This window comes from Paenibacillus sp. FSL L8-0502, from assembly GCF_038593055.1.
In the GTDB taxonomy this organism is placed as follows: Bacteria; Bacillota; Bacilli; order Paenibacillales; family Paenibacillaceae; genus Paenibacillus; species Paenibacillus polymyxa_D.
Genome location: NZ_CP151958.1, coordinates 5,268,055 through 5,287,785 on the forward strand (window position 1 = coordinate 5,268,055; position 19,731 = coordinate 5,287,785).

At 48.4% G+C, this 19,731-nt stretch carries 21 protein-coding genes and 1 riboswitch; all 21 genes read right to left on the bottom strand.

The genetic code is table 11. The annotated features are described in order from the left end of the window. Positions 1–119 precede the first annotated feature (119 nt). The 21 genes from atpA to prfA all read right to left on the bottom strand — a co-directional run bounded on the left by atpA (position 120) and on the right by prfA (position 19,536). Positions 120–1,634, bottom strand: coding sequence for a F0F1 ATP synthase subunit alpha (atpA, locus tag NSQ57_RS22970; RefSeq protein WP_029518506.1), 1,515 nt, complete (start codon positions 1,632–1,634; stop codon positions 120–122). Positions 1,635–1,653: 19 nt separating this feature from the next. Further along, positions 1,654–2,199, bottom strand: coding sequence for a F0F1 ATP synthase subunit delta (locus NSQ57_RS22975; RefSeq protein WP_029518507.1), 546 nt, complete (start codon positions 2,197–2,199; stop codon positions 1,654–1,656). Beyond that, positions 2,196–2,684, bottom strand: a complete 489-nt coding sequence (gene atpF, locus NSQ57_RS22980) for a F0F1 ATP synthase subunit B (RefSeq protein WP_023990709.1) — start codon at positions 2,682–2,684, stop codon at positions 2,196–2,198. Before atpF ends, NSQ57_RS22975 begins: the two co-directional genes overlap by 4 nt. Positions 2,685–2,793: 109 nt before the next feature. Next, positions 2,794–3,018 carry a F0F1 ATP synthase subunit C gene (atpE, locus tag NSQ57_RS22985; RefSeq protein WP_007432750.1) on the bottom strand — a complete coding sequence of 75 codons (225 nt, stop codon included), beginning with the start codon at positions 3,016–3,018 and terminating at the stop codon, positions 2,794–2,796. A 105-nt stretch (positions 3,019–3,123) separates the two neighbouring features. Continuing rightward, a complete protein-coding gene (gene atpB, locus NSQ57_RS22990; RefSeq protein ID WP_069290543.1) occupies positions 3,124–3,948 on the bottom strand; it encodes a F0F1 ATP synthase subunit A in 825 nt (274 codons plus the stop codon). A gap of 29 nt (positions 3,949–3,977) precedes the next feature. Further along, positions 3,978–4,358 carry an ATP synthase subunit I gene (locus NSQ57_RS22995; protein WP_165146172.1) on the bottom strand — a complete coding sequence of 127 codons (381 nt, stop codon included), beginning with the start codon at positions 4,356–4,358 and terminating at the stop codon, positions 3,978–3,980. Further along, positions 4,351–4,605 carry an AtpZ/AtpI family protein gene (locus NSQ57_RS23000; RefSeq protein ID WP_029518510.1) on the bottom strand — a complete coding sequence of 85 codons (255 nt, stop codon included), beginning with the start codon at positions 4,603–4,605 and terminating at the stop codon, positions 4,351–4,353. Before NSQ57_RS23000 ends, NSQ57_RS22995 begins: the two co-directional genes overlap by 8 nt. 171 nt (positions 4,606–4,776) lie before the next feature. Further along, the gene (wecB, locus tag NSQ57_RS23005) at positions 4,777–5,946 is read right to left on the bottom strand and encodes a UDP-N-acetylglucosamine 2-epimerase (non-hydrolyzing) (protein ID WP_029518511.1); all 1,170 of its coding nucleotides are present in this window, start codon (positions 5,944–5,946) and stop codon (positions 4,777–4,779) included. A 109-nt stretch (positions 5,947–6,055) separates the two neighbouring features. After that, a complete protein-coding gene (gene upp / locus NSQ57_RS23010) occupies positions 6,056–6,685 on the bottom strand; it encodes a uracil phosphoribosyltransferase (protein WP_013312332.1) in 630 nt (209 codons plus the stop codon). A gap of 356 nt (positions 6,686–7,041) precedes the next feature. Continuing rightward, entirely contained in the window at positions 7,042–8,307 is a 1,266-nt protein-coding gene (locus NSQ57_RS23015; protein ID WP_342425353.1) for an ABC transporter substrate-binding protein, read from the bottom strand. A 15-nt stretch (positions 8,308–8,322) separates the two neighbouring features. Beyond that, positions 8,323–9,159, bottom strand: coding sequence for a carbohydrate ABC transporter permease (locus NSQ57_RS23020; protein WP_342425354.1), 837 nt, complete (start codon positions 9,157–9,159; stop codon positions 8,323–8,325). Beyond that, on the bottom strand, positions 9,159–10,040 hold the full coding sequence (locus tag NSQ57_RS23025) for a sugar ABC transporter permease (protein WP_340933450.1): 882 nt from the start codon (positions 10,038–10,040) through the stop codon (positions 9,159–9,161). The genes NSQ57_RS23020 and NSQ57_RS23025 overlap by 1 nt, the downstream gene beginning before the upstream one ends. Before the next feature lie 173 nt (positions 10,041–10,213). Beyond that, entirely contained in the window at positions 10,214–11,464 is a 1,251-nt protein-coding gene (gene glyA, locus NSQ57_RS23030) for a serine hydroxymethyltransferase (protein WP_013312336.1), read from the bottom strand. A gap of 120 nt (positions 11,465–11,584) precedes the next feature. Beyond that, positions 11,585–12,172 carry a TIGR01440 family protein gene (locus NSQ57_RS23035; protein WP_029518515.1) on the bottom strand — a complete coding sequence of 196 codons (588 nt, stop codon included), beginning with the start codon at positions 12,170–12,172 and terminating at the stop codon, positions 11,585–11,587. Between the two features lie 219 nt (positions 12,173–12,391). After that, positions 12,392–12,473, bottom strand: a riboswitch (ZMP/ZTP riboswitch). Between the two features lie 78 nt (positions 12,474–12,551). Continuing rightward, entirely contained in the window at positions 12,552–13,136 is a 585-nt protein-coding gene (locus NSQ57_RS23040; RefSeq protein WP_029518516.1) for a low molecular weight protein arginine phosphatase, read from the bottom strand. A 103-nt stretch (positions 13,137–13,239) separates the two neighbouring features. Continuing rightward, the gene (locus tag NSQ57_RS23045; protein ID WP_029518517.1) at positions 13,240–13,800 is read right to left on the bottom strand and encodes a manganese efflux pump; all 561 of its coding nucleotides are present in this window, start codon (positions 13,798–13,800) and stop codon (positions 13,240–13,242) included. Between the two features lie 142 nt (positions 13,801–13,942). Beyond that, on the bottom strand, positions 13,943–15,190 hold the full coding sequence (locus tag NSQ57_RS23050; RefSeq protein WP_342425355.1) for an L-threonylcarbamoyladenylate synthase: 1,248 nt from the start codon (positions 15,188–15,190) through the stop codon (positions 13,943–13,945). A gap of 155 nt (positions 15,191–15,345) precedes the next feature. Next, entirely contained in the window at positions 15,346–16,038 is a 693-nt protein-coding gene (gene spoIIR, locus NSQ57_RS23055; protein ID WP_340933454.1) for a stage II sporulation protein R, read from the bottom strand. Positions 16,039–16,296: 258 nt separating this feature from the next. Next, positions 16,297–17,490 (bottom strand): FtsW/RodA/SpoVE family cell cycle protein, encoded by a 1,194-nt coding sequence (locus NSQ57_RS23060; RefSeq protein ID WP_029518520.1) that lies wholly within the window; start codon positions 17,488–17,490, stop codon positions 16,297–16,299. Between the two features lie 75 nt (positions 17,491–17,565). Beyond that, a complete protein-coding gene (prmC, locus tag NSQ57_RS23065) occupies positions 17,566–18,465 on the bottom strand; it encodes a peptide chain release factor N(5)-glutamine methyltransferase (RefSeq protein ID WP_340886632.1) in 900 nt (299 codons plus the stop codon). Between the two features lie 3 nt (positions 18,466–18,468). Next, a complete protein-coding gene (prfA, locus tag NSQ57_RS23070) occupies positions 18,469–19,536 on the bottom strand; it encodes a peptide chain release factor 1 (protein ID WP_013312344.1) in 1,068 nt (355 codons plus the stop codon). Positions 19,537–19,731: the final 195 nt, after the last annotated feature.

Sequence of the window (19,731 nt, forward strand, 5' to 3'; positions counted from 1 at the left end):
CCAGCCGGGCATATGTTAAAGGGCCTGTTATTGAGGGTAAAACATGCCAAGGAAGCCAAAACCCGGAGGGCACGCTTCCTTAGAACATCTTTCATCATAAACAGGCAAATTCCAATGTATTATACCGACGTGGCGAATGATTTTTTGAATTTCTCGATAGCTGCCTTCAAAGCCGTTTCGTTATCAGCCACCAAGTCTTTCGTGTCGCGGATAGATTGAAGCACGTCCTGATGGTCAGACACCATGAAAGACAGGAAGTCTTTTTCAAAACGTTTTACATCCGCTACAGGGATATCATCAAGGAAGCCTTTTACAGCAGTATACAAGCTCACTACTTGTTGCTCTACAGCAAGCGGTTGGTTAACACCCTGTTTCAGAATTTCCATCATGCGTGCGCCGCGATCCAGACGGGCTTTTGTGGATTTATCCAAGTCGGACCCGAATTGGGAGAACGCTTGAAGCTCACGATATTGAGCAAGATCCAGACGCAGGGAACCTGCTACCTTTTTCATCGCTTTAATCTGAGCTGAACCACCTACACGAGATACGGAAATACCTACGTTGATCGCCGGACGTTGTCCTGCATAGAACAAGTCAGCTTCCAGGAAGATCTGTCCATCTGTGATGGAGATAACGTTGGTTGGAATATATGCAGAAACGTCGGAAGCCTGTGTCTCGATGAACGGCAATGCGGTAAGTGATCCGCCGCCCAACTCATCATTCAGCTTCGCTGCACGTTCCAGCAAGCGAGAGTGAAGATAGAAAACGTCACCCGGATATGCTTCACGGCCCGGTGGACGACGCAGCAACAGGGACAATTCCCGGTAAGCTGACGCTTGTTTAGTCAAGTCATCATAAACAACAAGAACATGCTCGCCTTTGTACATGAAATACTCACCCATAGCGCAGCCAGAGTAAGGAGCAATGTACAGCAATGGTGATGGCTCGGAAGCTGATGCCGTAACGACAATCGTATATTCCAGCGCACCGTGACGACGCAATGTTTCAACAACTTGAGCTACCGTGGATTGTTTTTGACCAATAGCGACATAAATACATTTCATGCCGTTACCTTTTTGGTTCAAAATTGCATCGATTGCGATAGATGTTTTACCTGTTTGACGGTCACCGATGATCAACTCACGTTGACCACGGCCAATTGGAACCATCGCATCAATAGCTTTAATCCCCGTCTGCATAGGCTCATGTACCGATTTACGGGCCATAACGCCTGGAGCCTGACTTTCAACCGGACGGAATTCTGTTGTAGCAATCGGTCCTTTACCGTCTACTGGTTGTCCCAATGGGTTAACTACACGTCCGATCATTGCTTCCCCTACAGGGACCTGCATGATCTGGCCTGTACGTTTTACTTGTCCACCTTCACGAATGTCGGAGAATTGACCCAAAATAACAACACCGACATTGCTTTCTTCCACGTTGAGCGCCAAGCCCAATACGCCAGTGTCGAATTCAACCAATTCACCGGCCATAACTTTTTCCAGTCCGTAGACGCGAGCAATACCGTCGCCGACTTCAACAACAGTGCCGACTTCAACGACCTCGATATCATTTTTATATTGTTCAATCTGACTTTTAATCAATGAACTGATTTCCTCAGGTTTGATACTCAAGTGTGTTCACCCCTATCTTCTATACTCGTCTGTTAAAGGATTTCTCGAGACGATCCAGCTTGCCGGCCAGACTGCCGTCGTACAGTGTATCGCCGATAACCACTTTTAATCCGCCCAGCAGACTCGGGTCCACTATATTTTCCACACGGATTGTTTTATGTTCACGGGCTCCGAATTCCTCGGCTACCGCTGTTTTTTCCTGATCACTTAAAGCATAAGTCGAATACACCTTTGCATGAGCAAGTCCCAGCTTGTATTCCTGAATATCGAGGTATCCGGCAAGGAGAGATTCAAACAAATCTGCTCTACTACGCTGAATCAACAGTTTGATCGTGTTAATTAGCGAGGCAGACAACTTGCCTTCAAAACTGTTAGCCAGAACTTGAAGCTTGACCGCTTCCGTAATGTTAGGAGAATTAATGAATTTACGGATTTCAGCATCCCCCGATACAGCCTCTACAAAAGCACGTAGCTCCTGCTCGGTTTCCATAATGGTCTGTTCCTGCTCTGCCACTTCAAACAAAGCTTTCGCATACCGTTTGGCTACTACCGTATCCCGGCTCATGCTTTGCCTCCTACCTCTTTAAGGTATTGGTCGACAAGCTCTCCCTGGACTTGGTCTTCCTTGATTTCCTTTTGAATCAGTTTGGAAGCAATTTGTACCGAAGCTTTACCCACTTCGCTGCGCAGTTCGGCAACCGCCTTATTACGCTCGCTTGTGATTTCACGAACAGCTTCGTCTTTCAGGCGGACAGCTTCGTCTTTAGCCTGAACAATAATTTGCTCCGCTTGTTTGTTACCTGTTTGTTTTGACTGCTCAATAATGTCGTAGGCTTCCTTACGTGCCTGCTGGAGAGCCTGCTTTTGCTCCTCAACATAAGCAGCAGCCTGTTCACGCGTCTGTGCCGCTTCATTCATTTGCTGTAATACAAGCTGGCGCCGCTTCTCCATAACGGAAAAGAGAGGTCCGAATGCATAACGCGTCAGTAACCAGTACAAGATCAAAAATGCAATGATTGTGAAAACGATACTTGTCCAATTTAAACTCAATTGAAGTCACTCCTTTCCGGTGAACGTCGGTTCTGGATCTTTCATGTTCAAACGAACAAAGAAGGCGCGGATGGCTGTGCCTTCCCCGCCAAACCTTGCTTCCATTCAATTAAGCACCTGCGTAGAAAATGAATGCCAGAACGACCCCGATGATTGGCAGGGCTTCGACCAGACCTACACCGATAAACATTACCGTTTGCAACGTTGCTTTTGCTTCAGGCTGACGAGCGATACCTTCAACTGTTTTACTTACGATCAGACCGTTACCAATACCAGCGCCCAAAGCGCCCAAACCTACTGCGATTGCAGCTGCGATATATGCCCAAACTCCCATTTTAAAAAATCCTCCTTAGTGATGTGTATTTGTGTGTTACATGTATTTGCAGTTAAGAGCGAAGCGTACTCCTGAACTTAACTTAAAACCAGAAAACGAGCTTGTCTAATGCTCTTCTTCATGCGTGTCAATAGACTGTGAAATATATACAAACGTCAGAATCGTGAAGACGAACGCTTGGATACTGCCGACAAAAATACTGAATCCTTGCCAGACCACGAGTCCCAATACGGAAGCAACCATACCTCCCACACCAAGTGCTGTCATTTTCAGCAGAACACTGATCAAAACTTCGCCGGCAAAAATATTACCGAATAGACGCATACCATGTGTCAACAGTTTTGAGAACTGCTCAATCAAGTTAATTGGCAAAAAGAATGGAAATGGCTGAACGTAATGCTTGAAGTAAGCTTTGGTATTACGGAAAATCCCCAGGAAATGAACCAGGACAAAGATCATCAAAGCCAGTCCAATGGATACCCCTGCATCTGCGGTAGGTGATTTCCACCAGCTGATGCCTACATGGGCAGCTTCTCCCGGGTGAGACGCCTGTGCTTGTTCTAATGCTTCTTTGACCGGAATGATTTCATGTCCAAATACTTGGGCACTTTGCACATTATCGAATTCGGTCACAATCCCGAACGGTAATCCCAGCATATTTCCCACGAAGATGAACATGATCAGCGTCATCCCCAAAGAGAGGAATGGCTTCCCTTTTTTCAAATCCATTGTGCTGGTAATCAGTCCTTGAACGAATTCGACGACCCATTCCATAAAATTTTGCAGCTTGCTTGGATTGTCCACAGACAAATTGCGCGTTGCAGCAAATGCCAGTCCAAATACAATCGCGCAGGTCACAATAAGCATAATAATGACGGACAAGTCAATGTTAAACCCGCCCAATTGGATAATCGGTGATTCATGCAACATGTTTTCTCACCCCTTTCTCAGTTGAGCTATCATTTTTCCTGAAGCGCGAATATGATGCCTATAATTAACAGAAGAAATTGCCCAGTCACCAGGCTTGCCATTACAGCGATCTCATGGAAGTAGGCCGGAAATTCTATCGCCAGCACCACTGCCAAAATTGAGGTCCCTAATCGAACGCCAAAGCCAATACCATACACTCTCTTCTTTCTTTCACCGGCGGCCGCACTCGCAACCTGTCGAATTTTGTAGGCCATATACAGCACATTTAGACAGCTTACTCCCGTTCCCAGAATGATTCCGTGAGCAATGTCACGATGTTGGGGCATGAAGGCGGAGACCAGGAAACACAGAGCCATAATACCAAGCGCTACGATCCATAACATTTTTTGCATACGGGTCATCTCATTCATGGTTATCCCTCAATACCTTTCCGATCACAAGGGCAATACTTAATGCGCCTACAACCAAGCCTGCGAGAACGCTTACGCCAATCCAAATTCCGGAGCCACCAAGTTTGGCATCGAGCCAATTTCCGGCATAGAAACCACCCAGTGTGCATATCGCCAAATCAATGCCGATCGCGCTCACCAATCCAATTGCCTTGAAGGCATTTCCGGTGTTATTTCGGTTGTTGTTTTGCTTGGAAGGTTTGACCACTTTTCCATGTCACCCCTGCAATTCCAGTCCATTTTACTTAAATATAAGATGCTTTGTCAATTGAGATATTTTAGCGCCCTAAAGTATAAAATCAAACGACAAAGCATCTTAAATTGCTGTATCCCTTGGTAACCGTACAGTTTAACTGTATGCTTGCCTTGTAAAGAATAATTATATCGGACGAACACCTTTTGTGAACATTGTGTGAAATTCTTCAGGACGTTCGGATTGAACGCCATAATGGTGCAAAATCGCATTGACAATTCTTACTGATGCTTTTCCATCGCCGTAAGGATTCGCTGCCTGACTCATAGAATCGTACAACGCGGAATCTGTCAAAAGTGCCTTGGTCCGATTGTACACGTTCTCTTCGTTCGTACCCACCAGTTCCAAGGTGCCCGCTTCAATTCCTTCCGGTCTTTCAGTCGTATCACGCAGCACCAGAACAGGTACTCCGAACGAAGGCGCTTCTTCCTGAAGCCCACCGGAATCCGTAAGGATCAGATGTGTATGTGGGTAAAAATTGTGCAGATCCACGACATCCAGCGGATCAATCAGCTTAATACGCGGATGGTTGCCTAAAATCTCAAATGCAGGTTCCTTCACAGCCGGACTCGGATGAACCGGATAAACAATAGCGATATCCTCAAACTCATCCGCAATTCGCTTAACCGCATTAAAAATCTGACGATGCGGTTCCCCTTGGGATTCCCGGCGATGTGCTGTCATAAGAATCAGGCGTTTGCCCTGAGCCCACTCCAGTACAGGGTGCTCGTAATCCTGGCGAACCGTATACTGAAATACGTCAGTTACTGTATTGCCTGTAACATATATTCGCGATTCAGGCTTGTTTTCCTTCCGCAAATTTCCAGCCGATAAAGAAGTAGGCGAGAAATGCAGATCAGACAGCACGCCTGTGAGCTGACGGTTCATTTCTTCAGGATATGGAGAAAGCTTGTTCCACGTTCGCAAACCCGCTTCCACATGCCCTACTTCAATCTGCTGCATAAAGGCTGCATAGCTGGCGAGGAAAGTCGTCAGTGTATCACCGTGAACCAACACGATATCGGGCTTGGCCTCACGCAATACAGGTTCCAGACCTTGAAGTACCCGCATGGAGATTTCATTCAGTGTCTGGCGATCCTTCATTACGTCCAGATCATAATCAGGGTGAATATTGAAAACTTCCAGAACCTGATCAAGCATCTGGCGATGTTGAGCTGTAACGCATACCACGGACTCGATATGCTCCGGGTGACGCTGAAGCTCCAAAATAAGAGGAGCCATCTTAATTGCTTCCGGACGCACACCAAAAATTGTCATCACTTTGATTTTGGACATTTTCTGTTGAACCCCTTTTCATAATAAATGTCCGCTTCACAGATCTTCCATTATTTAAAATAAGGACCTGTATAACGTCCATAGATTTTGCCGAACTGCCAAAGGCAGTCTACTTGGTTCCGTACAAGCGGTCTCCCGCGTCACCAAGACCCGGAATGATATATCCATGATCATCCAGACGCTCGTCCAGTGCAGCGACATAGATGTCTACATCAGGATGTGCATCCTGCACAGCTTTGACTCCTTCAGGAGCAGCAATCAGATTCATCATTTTAATTTGAGTGCAGCCTCTCTTTTTCAACACATCAATCGCCGCAATTGCAGAGCCACCCGTTGCAAGCATCGGATCAATCACGATCAATTCGCGCTCAGTTACATCTGTAGGCAGCTTCGTATAGTATTCTACGGGTTGCAGCGTCTCAGGATCGCGGAACAGTCCCACATGGCCCACCTTTGCTGCAGGCAGCAGTTTTACTACGCCATCCAGCATACCCAAGCCTGCACGCAGAATCGGAATAAGCCCCAGCATACGTCCGGAAATCACTTTACCTTCTGTCTCAGCAACCGGTGTCTGCACCGTAATGCTTTCCAGCGGGATATCCCGTGTAATTTCATAAGCCATCAATGTTGCTACTTCATCCACCAGCTCGCGGAAATCCTTGGTGTTGGTCCGCACATCGCGGATAAATGTAAGTTTGTGTTGGATCAAAGGGTGATCACAAACCACCAGTTTCGCCATAATATATTCCCTCCGGTATTATCGTCACGTTCTTTCGCACCAGCATATCGAACTATCCTGAGTCGAAAGGATCTATGTAACCTATTTGTACAAACCAAATAAGCACAGATGCAATGCGTGCCTGTAAATCCTGTTTATTATAACATTCCCTTGATTGATTTAACACCTGCCACCGTAACCTTTTGTCAAGGGAAAGATATGACATGTAAAATAATGAATAGGACCGCTTTACGTGTGACTTTCGTCACATAAAAACACAACAAAAAGGCTCTGACGGCCCTTGACCGCCAAAGCCTGAAGGCTTTATACTTCCTGCCCGAGCTATAGCCTTTGCCTCCTCATGCAGAGGTATTCTTTTATCTATACTTCAAATTGTCCCATGCCCCCTGAAATTGCTGAAGCATTTCATCCTTTGTGATAACCCCTGCAATATAGGCTTGCATACTGCTGCTTAAATCCTGATTCAGCCCCTTCGGAAAGCGTTGGAAGTTCCAACTCCATATCTTGCCTTCCCTCACATGCCGAGATATTTCTGCACCTAGATCGCCTGTCGTCTCGTCGCTGGACGTAATACTTTTGAAGGCGGGAACAAACTTAAACTCCTTGGTGATATAATGCTTGCCTGTTTCTGATGTGACCAACCAATTGAGAAATTCTTTTGCCTCCTGCTTCACAGGCGAATTTTTGTTGACCACCCAGTTCGAGGCTACTCCCACCGCGAGTCTACCTCCTGTGGAGGGATCATTGTCTATAGGCGCAGGCAGAATACCCAAATTCAAGTTAGGATTAATTCCATCTATTTGCGGTTGCGTCCAGTTCCCCTGGTGCATCATAGCAGCCTTACCTGTCGAAAACAGCGTCACTTGTGTATTGTAATCCGTCGTGAGCGGATTGCGGTTCCCATATTTTATAGTCAGGTCAAGCAACTTCACCCACTGATCGAACACCGGGTTACCGGGGATGCGAGCCGTTCCTTTGTTTAAATCCTCAACATAACTTTCCGGGTTCGGCTGTCTGGCAAACGGAATATTGATAAAATGGTTCCCCAGAACCCACCATTCCGCATACCCGCTAGCAAAAGGTATAATCCCTGCCGCTTTCAGTCGCTTGGCCGCTTCCTCCAGTTCATCTATCGTCTGAGGTAGTTTGGTTATGCCCGCTTTTTTGAACAAATCCTTGTTATAAACAAAACCAAATCCTTCTAGGTTCATAGGCTGTCCATAAATCTTACCGTTAACCGTCATCGGCTTACGAGCGAAATCGTCCAGATCCTTTACCCATGGCTGATCCGACAAATCCTCCAAGTACTCCAACCACGTATCGCGGTCCTGGTAGCCCTCATTTGTGAAAATGTCCGGCTGATCGCCTGATGCGAATTTAGCCTTCAACGAAGCACCGTAGTCCGTACCACCACCGACAGATTGGATATCCAACTTGATGCCAGGGTGCGCTTTTTCATATTCTGCCTTCAGCTTATTTAGCGGTTCCGAAATCTCTACTTTGAATTGATAAATGTGTATCGTTTTCGTTTCACTCTGTTGAGCCTTCGTATTTCCGCAACCTGCAAGTGTACATGCGAGCAGCACCATCAAGGAGATGACAAGTAACGCTGTTCTTTTCATCGGATATCCCTCCCTTCAGCCCTTGACCGCACCGGCTGCAATGCCAGAAACGATGTATTTTTGCATCACCAGAAAAAACACAACAATTGGCGTGATCCCCAACACCAGTGCTGGCAGCGCCAAGTCCCATTGCTTGGTGTACTGACCAAACAACATATAGGCTGCAATCGGAATGGTGCGCAGCTCAGGATCATTCAAAATGAGCGAAGGCAACAGATAGTCATTCCATATCCATAAGGTATTCAAAATAAGCACAGTTACGAACATAGGCAGCAGGAGTGGACAAACGATGCGAAAGAACACCCCGTACCGGGATGAACCGTCCACCCTTGCCGCCTGCTCGATCTCAATAGGTACCGTTTTAATAAAGCCATGAAAAAGAAAAACGGATAAAGGCGCCCCAAAACCCAGATAACATAGGATCAGTCCTGGTATACTATTGTTTAAGCTCAATACGTTGGACACTTCCATAAGCGGCAACATAATCGATTGAAAGGGAACTACCATTGCTGCCACAAGTAAACCGAATAAAAACCGATTAAAAGGAGTGTCATGCCGAACCATCTGGTAAGCGGCCATCGAGCTGATGAGCAGCAAAAGCGCATTACTGACGATCGTGACAATCAGTGAATTCCCCAGTGCTGTGGGAAAGTTTATTTTATTCCAGGCGTTAGCATAGTTTTCAAAACGGAAGGTTGTCGGCCACGAAGCGGAATGGGCCAAAATGTCACCAAAGGATTTAATGGAGTTTACGAGCAAAAAATAGAATGGAACCAGAAAAATTAACCCGATCACAATAAGCAATATTTCAGCAACCCATGTGCCCAAACGGTAGTTTGACGTTTTTTCCATTACATTTCGACCTCCTTTTTCTTCGTGAGACGCACCTGAATGCTGGTAATGATCGCAACGACCACGAAGAAAATCATAGCCTTGGCAGTTCCCAATCCAAGTCGATTATTTGTAAACGCTTCATTATATATGTCCAACGCTACAGACTCTGTCGACTTGAAAGGTCCCCCCTTTGTGAGAGCCAAATTCAATTCAAATACTTTAAAGGACCAGGATATCGCTAGGAACAAGCAGACGGTCACCGCTGGCATAATAAGTGGCACTACAATATGACGCAAAATCTGTCTTCGGCCCGCGCCGTCAATTTGAGCCGATTCAATCAGAGCAGACGGTACATTATTTAACGAAGATATGTAAATAACCATGAGATAACCTGCATATTGCCATACAAACACAATGACAGTTGCCCAAAAAGCAGTTGGCCCATCACCCAGCCACGGCAGTTTAAAAAAGGAAAGCCCTGTTGCCTCCCCTACCGCAGAAAAGCCGCGTACAAATATAAATTGCCAGATGAAGCCGAGCAGCAAGCCGCCAATCATATTGGGCATAAAAAATACAGTTCGCAGTGCATTACGGGTACGCAACGGTTTGGTAAGTGCATAGGCTAGGAAAAAGCCAATCAGGTTCGTCAGAATGACACCACATACGGTAAACCGAACCGTAAACCAGAACGCATTACGGAAATCTGGATCGTCCCTAAAAATATGAACGTAATTCCCTAGCCCGAGCCATCGGATATTTTCAGATACTCCATCCCAGTTCGTCATGGAATAATACAGCCCCAGCAGGAACGGAATGACCATAATCAAGACGAAAAACAACGCCATCGGTCCCACAAATACGAGCTGCTGCAATAATTGCGCGGATTTTCTTTGACTCAATGTAATCACTCCTTTGTCGTAGATATAAAGGAAAGCGCGCATAAACCTTTACTGTAATCGCTTATTACCCAAAAATGTAAGTTTCGAGTCGTTTGGAAGCAAAAAAAGGCTGTTCTCCTCCGGCTTACGGAAGGAAAACAGCCTATAATATAAAGATTATGATTGTCGATGAATTAGTATTGAGTTCCTGGATAAATCGGGAACTTATCTGTTAACTCGCCAACCGCTTGGCTTGCTTTGGACAATACAGTATCATCTTTCGGGTTTTTAAGGGTTTCAGCAATGATTTTACCGATTTTGACCATAGCCTCTTCATCCATCCCACGAGATGTTGCAGCAGGTGTACCAATACGAATCCCGCTTGTTACGAATGGACTGGTCGGATCAAAAGGAATCGCATTTTTATTGACCGTGATGCCCACGGAATCCAATACATGCTCCGCTTCTTTACCTGTGATATTCAAATTGCGCGTATCCAACAGCATCAGATGGTTATCCGTACCACCGGATACAATGTTAATCCCCTCAGCCAACAGTGTTTCAGCCAGCACCTGTGCGTTGCGGACTACATTTTGCGCATAGGTTTTGAACGATGGCTGGAGCGCTTCACCCAAAGCAACCGCTTTGGACGCGATCACATGCATCAGTGGCCCCCCTTGAGTACCAGGGAAAATAGCTTTATCAATCGCTTGCGCCCATGCTTTGCGAGTCAGAATCAGACCTCCACGCGGACCACGCAGCGTTTTGTGTGTCGTTGTTGTTACAAATTGGGCATGCGGAACTGGACTTGGGTGAATTCCCGCTGCCACGAGACCTGCGATATGTGCCATATCCACCATGAACAAAGCACCTACATCATTGGCAATGGAAGCAAAAGCTTCAAAGTCAATAGTACGCGGATATGCACTCGCGCCAGCTACAATCAGACGAGGGCGGTGCTTAAAGGCTGCCTTGCGCACTTCATCGTAGTCGATGCGGAAGTTGTCTTCGCGGACACCATAGGCAGCAAAGTTATACAACAAGCCGGAAGCGTTAACCGGACTTCCGTGTGTTAAATGGCCACCATGCGCCAGATTCATACCCAGTACAGTATCTCCAGGTTTGAGAGCTGCCAGATACACTGCCATGTTGGCTTGTGCTCCAGAGTGAGGCTGCACGTTAGCATGCTCAGCGCCGAACAGTTCTTTTGCGCGGTCACGTGCGATATCTTCAACGATATCTACATGCTCACAGCCACCATAGTAGCGTTTGTTTGGGTAACCTTCAGCATATTTATTCGTCAGCACGGAGCCCATGGCTTCCATTACTGCTTCACTGACAATGTTCTCGGATGCGATTAGCTCGATATTGTGGCGTTGTCGTTTCAGTTCAAGTCCCATTGCTTCCATCACTGCTGGGTCACTTTTACGCAGGTGTTCCATCATGATTGATTACTCCCTCTCCATAGTCAATTGTTGGGTATACAAGCTAACGCCTGCTCCTCTGTTGGGTACCTCATCCTCATTGCAAAAACGATTAGTACAAACATGCCGCCATGCCAAATGCTAATCGCAGTTTCCGCCGACTTCTTGCTCCAGACTGTACACCGCCCGTTGTCCGCCAATAAGTGGAGGACGGGTGAACGCCGCTGTCACACGTGCTTCGCCAATCCAGCGAAGGCTTGGGCGAAACGGAACAGCAATCGGTCGCAGATGCATGCCAATCAGCGTTTCGCCGATGTCTATCCCGGCATGAGCCTGCACGTTCGCCGCCAAACACGCGTCGCTCATAGAACGATAGGCGACGGTAGCCATAGAGCCTCCTGCTGTACGAACAGGAACAGCCGCAACCTCCATCAGTCCCAGTCGCTCCAGTACAGCCCGTTCAACGACCAACGCTCGGTTCAAATGCTCACAGCATTGAAACGCTACATCAAAGCCATACTGCCTGCGAACGGACTCTACTCCAGATAACAGTTGTTGAGCCACATCGAGCGCTCCCGCCGTGCCAATTCGACTTCCAGCCACTTCACTTGTGCTAACGCCGATAACCAGCAGGCGACCAGCCCTGAGACTGGCTGCTTCTGCGATTTCCCGCACAACAGAAGTGGTCTGTGCTTCTAGCGAAATCTCATGATCCAATTGTCCCACCATTGGAACCTCCTTTGGTTGAACAGCCTCTCAGAGACTAGGCACGGTCTCATGCCCCAAGTTCAACACACTCTCTCCTGATCACAATCTCACTATATTATAGCCGATGTTTCAGATTTCGAGCAGAAAAAATGGAAGAACCTTTGAAGGAATCAACCCTCAGCTAAACATCTGGCATAACTTGTATATGAAAAAAGAGCAGTCCACACCTATGTGGAATTGCTCTTTTGCCCAGGCGACCGGCCGTATATCCGATGCTCCATCGTGGTTAATCCCACTTTTGTCGCCAGTTACATCGGATTCTCATTTTTCCACCTTATCTTAACGGATTAACCGTCGAAAATCAACAGATTCCGTACAAAATAGATGAGTAAGAGCGATTTTATTCGGAAGAGGCCTTTAGCTTGTCCAGCAGCTTATGCAGCGCCGTGCGGATTTCCGCAGCTGTGACATCGTAGTCTTCTCGTGAACCGCCAAACGGATCTGAAATATCAAAGCCCGGAATCCGTTGGTGTAATTCAATCATTCGTTCACGCTCCTGCGCCGATAGCTCTTGTCCAAGTGAAGCCATCAACTGCTGTGAAGCATATAAACCGTCCAACTCCTGTACATCATTCAACACCGCATCCCGGTTCTCCACATATTCCTTAAGCGTAAATACTTTGCCCGCCGTTTGGGGAAAGCGCTGAATTACGTGCTGTTTATGTCCTTGCGTCAAGGTTAAGATCAGATGTGCCCACCCGGCAAGCCCGTCGCTCAAAGGGGTTGAAGTGATCTGATCGGATATATCGTGATCACGTAGAACCGCCTCTGCATGTCGGGATATCGGCGTGCCTTCCATCGCTGCCACTCCCGCAGAACGCACTTCCAGTTCTAGTCCATGCTCAGCAGCCAACTTACGCAGCATCCCTTCAGCCATTGGACTACGACAGGTATTCCCAGTGCATACAAATAAGATATTCTTCAACGTTTTCACCCCCCGTATGTTAAAAAATATATAAACAGAGGATTACTATAATCCTAATCCCTTACTTTAACCCTGCACTTATTTTACACTGTCTGAGCTAAAATCAAAACATAAACATAAAGCCGAATGCCAGCAAAATGGCACCGCCCACTGCTTCCCCGTAATCTCCTAGATTGCGGCTGACCTTGCGACCCAGCAGCAGGCCCAACATCGCCATTGCTCCCCCGCAAAAACCAAATGCCAGAACAGACAGCACCAGATCACTCTGGAACATCCCCAGTGACACTCCTACAGAAAATGAATCCACGCTCACCCCAAGTGCAAACAGCAAAAGACCTAAAGGCGAACGATGATCCAATACCTGTACGCCGTCCCCTTTGAAGGAATTATACACCATATGCCCGCCTAAAAGGATGAGTAGCCCCCCTGCGAAGTAGGTCGTCACATGACCTAATAAAGAACTCATATAATGGCCCGTGAAAATTCCCAGCAATGGCATCAGAATGTGAAAAAAGCCAATAACAGTGCTGATGCGCAGCACGTCTCGCAGGCGTATCCCCTTCATGCCGATCCCTACGCCCAGCGATAACGCATCCATTCCTAGCGCTACCGCCATGATCAGAATCGTTACAACCTGCCCGGCATGGGCAGAGGCTGCCAGCATACTCCATCCCTCCATTATCCGTCTGTTCTTGTACACGTTATGCGGACAAGAGGCAAATCAGTACAAGCATGCACTGAAAGTACCCAATACCGAGACGAGGAGGGAGGAAAATTTAATATAAGAGGCTCTGATTCGACAGAAGCTACAGGCGGACGATTCGGTGACCTGCCGCTTTAAGCAGGCGGTTCATAACGGCGTCTCCCAATCCTTTCGGCGGACAGGATTCCGCCAAAATGTAGGTGACGCCGTCCTCGTCGCAGCGACGCAGCACGCCGTACAGGCGTTGCGCTGCCTCATGGAGCGCGTCCAGCTTGCCCAGCGTGTAGACGCGTTCTCCGGCGTAGCCGGCGGTATGCTCGTCGAACGCGAGCACTGCCGTGCGCTCTCCGCGCGCGGAAGCCTCCGCCAGCGCAGCGCGAATCCACCCCGTCACCTCAACGGACGACGGGCCTTGTACCACGCTCAAGCGGCCTCGCGGCGCGTAGTGTGTGTACTTCATGCCCGGCGAGCGCGGCGCCGGGCTGTCGGCATCCTCCCCGGGCGTAGCGGCCAGCGCCGGGTCCAGCACGACGGCGCGAGCAACTGCAGCGAGCTGCTCAGCCGTCACGCCGCCGGGGCGCAGGATGGTGACCGTTCCGTCGTCACCCGCCTGCACCACCGTGGACTCCAGCCCCACACCTGTGGGACCTCCGTCTAAAATGCCGCCGATGCGGCCCTCCAGATCCTCCCGCACATGCTGTGCAAGGGTGGGACTGGGTCTTCCCGAACGATTGGCGCTTGGCGCAGCCAACGGACAACCCGCTTCAGCGATCAAGCGCAGCGCTATCGGATGATCTGGCATACGCACACCAACCGTGTCCAGCCCGGCCGTTACACGCGATGACAGTGCCTGCGGCACCACTGGCAATACGAGAGTCAGCGGTCCCGGCCAGAACATATTCATCAACGTCCGGGCTGTATCGTTTATTTTTGCTACCATACCCTCTAATTGATCAGCATCAGAAATATGTACTATGAGCGGGTTATCGGAAGGGCGTCCTTTGGCAGCGAATACCGCCTCCACCGCTTTTGTACTACGAGCATCGGCTCCCAGTCCGTACACGGTCTCCGTAGGAAAGGCTACCGTCTCTCCAGCTTGGAGGAGTACAGCAGCCTCGCGTATGCCTTTTTCCGCCGCGATCCGAGTCTGTTCAGCCGAAGTTTCGTCAGAAACACCCCCGTCAGTGTTGTTCACAGGAACCAAACATCTGACATCCCACCATTGGGTATGGGAAGACTTCAATGCCTGCTTCAGCTCGCAATTCCCCTGTTCGTCCAGCTTTTGCTCCGATTTTTCCTTTTGCACAAAATCTCCGCGCAAGTCTTGCATTTGATTCGATTTATCACTCATATCAGATCATCCCATATCTTATTGTCGTATACAGGCCAGTGATTTCGCTTGATCTTATAAGGCTACTTTGAAAGATCAGTTTATTTGGCCCTGCCATGTGTATATCTATCGTAAGCTCCATTATAGCATATGGGGAAACTTACACTCCTCAACGTTTAGGCAAACAAGCCACTCACCCAGCTGCACAGTCCCGCAAGTGCATCCCACAGAAAAAAACGCACTTCCGGCTCCTTGTCAGTGGCATTCGTCCGACTATCTCCATGATCCGTTTTTGCTGATACCGTTTGTGCCGCTGCCTCCCCACTGCCTGCATCAATAAAGCACAGCGGAGGAAACAGCACGCACCACCAATTTTGACCTTTTCCTTGTCCCAGCGTAACCCGAAGCGCTTCATAATTCCCTGCCGGGTAGACAAGACCACCGTACATTTTCGTCGGGAAAGGTACGCTCGCCAGTTCCACTTGATGATCATAGGCAATGCCGCGACGAGCCAGTTCCGTACCTACCAAACGGTCAATTTCAGGTAAATGAGCATCAATCAATGATCTCGCTTGGTCTAAGCTTTGCGGGTTTTCCAGCTCACCCACCCAGGCATTCATCTGCTGCACAATAGCGTCCCGTATTTCGCGTTTAACCAGCTGATCCTCCGGGCGATCCGAATTGGCCAAAATACGCAGTCGAATGGAGTCGTGTGGAATCACTTCCAGCCCTGTTGTAGTCACTCCTGATGCTAAGGTTCCTCTTGTTCCAGTGGTCATAGCAGCATCCGTTTTTTGACCTTCCCAAGACATCATTAATATCGAAATACAAAATAATATCATTGCAGCTTGCTTTACCCAACTTCTCATCTTCGTCCCCCCAAACCCAAACTCTATCATGTCTATCAGTTTGTCCGGTTTGGGAGAGTCTAAACCTATAAGTCTTGTAAAATATTCATAACCACTTTACAGATTTTCTTCAATACACCCTCGAATCATGCTACACCAAGCTTCTGACCCTCGCCGAGGAATATAAAAAAGCCCAGATTTCACAATCTGGACTCTCGCGTTGCACCGTTTCAACTCACACACAAATACCAATCAGTATCTAGCCACAATCCAACTGTACTAGGCTTTTTTCGCCTTCGTCAAGTTCAATCTGGAAGGCTGTGGCAGATCATCCTCCAGCTCTTGGCCGTGCACCTTAATGCTCATAACCAAGCCGATACTAGCCATGTTAATAAGCAACGAGGTACCACCATAACTTATGAACGGGAGCGTAATCCCCGTAAGCGGCATAATGCCCAGAAACGCACCAATATTCTCAAAAATCTGGTACAGTAACATGGACACAATCCCGACAATAATATACGGTCCGGCGCGATCCCGGCATTCCAGCGAAATCAGGATCATTCGGTGAATCAAAATAAAATATAACAATAACAGCACTGAAGAGCCTACAAAGCCAAATTCCTCCGCTACGACCACAAAAATAGAATCCGCATACGTATAAGGAACACGCCCGGACTGTACCGAGGTTCCTTGCAAAAAGCCCTTGCCCATCATCCCGCCAGAGGCTATCGCCAGCTTGGCATTTTTGGTATGATAAGACGCCTTCGCGGTTGCCTCTTCCGGTACCAACCAAGGGTCCAACCGCTCAACCCAGTGACTACGGCCAATCCCCTTCATAAAGGAATCAATCTCATCGTGAAACGAAATATAAGCTTTGATCCCGCCGCCAACGGCGACTGCAAATACGATGAATCCGATTAACGCATGGGATGCCTTCACATTACCAATCCATAGCATACCAATGACGATGACAATGTAACCAAGCGCATTACCCAAGTCATTTTGTGCCATAACCATGGCAAACGGGACAAAGCTCACCAGAGCCACTGGAAGAACATCCTGAATGAAATACAGCCTGCTCTTGCGCTTTTTGATCAGCATATAAGTCAGAAAAATGATAAGAACCAGCTTGAATACCTCGGCAGGCTGAAGATTCAAGCCACCAATTTTCAGAAAGCCCTGAGAGTTGTTAACCGTCCCACCAAAAAATCCGAGACCCAACAGGAATATTCCGCCTCCATATACGTACAGGGCTTTTTTAATGAATATCCGAAAATCGACCATCGCTAAACCCAAGATCGCCACAAAACCCAATATATAATACCCGATCATCTTTTGATAGTCGTTGCCGTGCTCTGCCAAGTTCGTAGGGCCCCTACCTGCGCTGTATACCGTTATGATACTAATCGCCATGAGCAAAACCAGAATAAAGATAACCGGACCGTCAATTTTTTTCAATTTCTGAAGCATGATTTCCCCCTGAGCCGTTTCTCGGTCATACTCCTCTTATTCTAAAGGAAAGACTCGCAAAAAGAAAATGCACCACTACTCCGAGACGCCTAGGACATGTCGTTCAATCCCTGCAAGGTCAGGAACGATTATAATATCCTTCCAATGACCTGCCTGTTCCAGCAGGCCAGCCACGTCTCTGGCCTGTCCCATCCCCAGCTCAAACCCGATTAGCCGGGGCGGAGTCTGAAGGAGTCCGAGCTGCTCCAGCATTGCCCGATACGGGCCGAGCCCGTCAGGACCACCATCTAACGCCATCCGTGGCTCGTGGTCGCGGACCTCCGGCTGTAGGCCAGCGATGTCAGCAGCCGGGATGTACGGCGGGTTGGACACGAGAATGTCCACCGTCGTTCCCGCAAATGGCGCCAGCAGATCGCCCTCGCGGAATTCTACGGCTGCGCCGTTCGCAGCAGCGTTATAAGCCGCTACTTTTAACGCGGCAGCCGAAATATCCCCTGCCGCTACGCGCCAGCTCGGTCGCTCAGCCGCCAGCGTCACGGCAATCGCACCGCTGCCCGCGCCGATGTCGAGCGCCTGAGGAGCACCGCTTGGCCACAGCCGATCGCCGTGCTGGAGTATCGCCTCGACGAGCAGTTCTGTCTCGGGGCGCGGAATCAGCACCGACGGCGAAACCGCGAACGGGCGGCCATAAAATTCCTGCCGTCCGATAATATACTGCGCCGGTTCACCCGCAGCTTTGCGGGCTATGATCCGTTCCCACGCCTCCTTGGCGGTGGAAGGGAACGGATCACCCAGAGCGGCGTAAAACGCCGTACCTTCCAATCCGAGCACATGCTCCAGCAACAAACGGGCATTATGCTGGGGCTCCAGAACGCCACAGCTTCCTAAAAAAGAAGAAGCCTCAACCAAGGCTTCTCTGACACTCATGTTTCGTTCCGGCGACATCCGATACACACAATCGCGCTCGTTCCCCAAAACTTAAACCTCTTGTTCCATCAAATCAGCCTGCTCTGCAATCGTGAGCGCCGATACGATTTCTTCGATCTCCCCGTTCATCACCTGGTCCAGCTTATGCATAGTTAGTCCAATACGATGATCCGTTACACGGCTTTGCGGGAAGTTGTAGGTACGGATACGCTCACTGCGGTCCCCGGTACCTACTTTGCTCTTACGCTCGCCTGCATATTTGGCTTCCTCTTCCTGACGCAACATATCCGAAATACGGGCACGCAAAACTTGCAGCGCCTTCTCCTTATTGGAGTTCTGGGATTTTCCGTCCTGACAGGTTGCCATAATACCTGTTGGCATATGCGTTACACGCACCGCCGACTTGGTCGTATTAACGGATTGTCCGCCCGCACCGCTGGAACAGAACGTATCCACGCGAATATCCTTGTCGGAAATTTCAATATCCACTTCTTCTGCCTCAGGCATAACGGATACTGTAGATGTCGATGTATGAATACGTCCACCTGATTCCGTCGTCGGAATCCGCTGGACGCGGTGTGCGCCGCTTTCGAATTTCATTTTGCTGTATGCACCGCGGCCGTTAATCATGAAAATAACCTCTTTAAAGCCCCCGAGATCATTCATGTTCGCGTCCATCAGCTCTACACGCCAGCCTTGGGTATCGGCATAACGGGTATACATCCGGTACAAATCAGCTGCGAATAGTGCCGCTTCGTCACCACCCGCTGCCCCACGAATCTCAATAATAACGTTCTTATCATCATTCGGGTCCTTCGGCAGCAGCAAAATACGGATTTTTTCATCCAGCTCCCGCTTACGAACACTCAGTTCTTCAATCTCCATTTTGACCATTTCACGCATCTCGTCGTCCAGCTTTTCACCCTGCATGGTTTTTGCAGCTTCCAGCTCTTCAACGACATTTTTATATTCGGTATATGCTTCATAAGCAGGCTGTAAATCAGACTGTTCTTTGGAATAATCTCTAAGTTTTTTGCTATCGTTCGCTACATCCGGATCGCAGAGCAGTTCGCTCAGTTTATCGTAGCGGTCCGCCAATGATTGCAATCGGTCCAACAAGCGATTCACCTCTTCAGTTAAATTAATATGAAGCCAGCTTCAATTTCACTGGCTACAGCTCTTTATTATACCAACTAATTCATGAATTAGCTACAAGAAATACTGACTAATTTAGGATTTTGCAAAAATCCACACGACATGTAATTCAATAAAAAAAGTCGCCGCCTAATATAGGCAGCGACCGCATTATCTAGC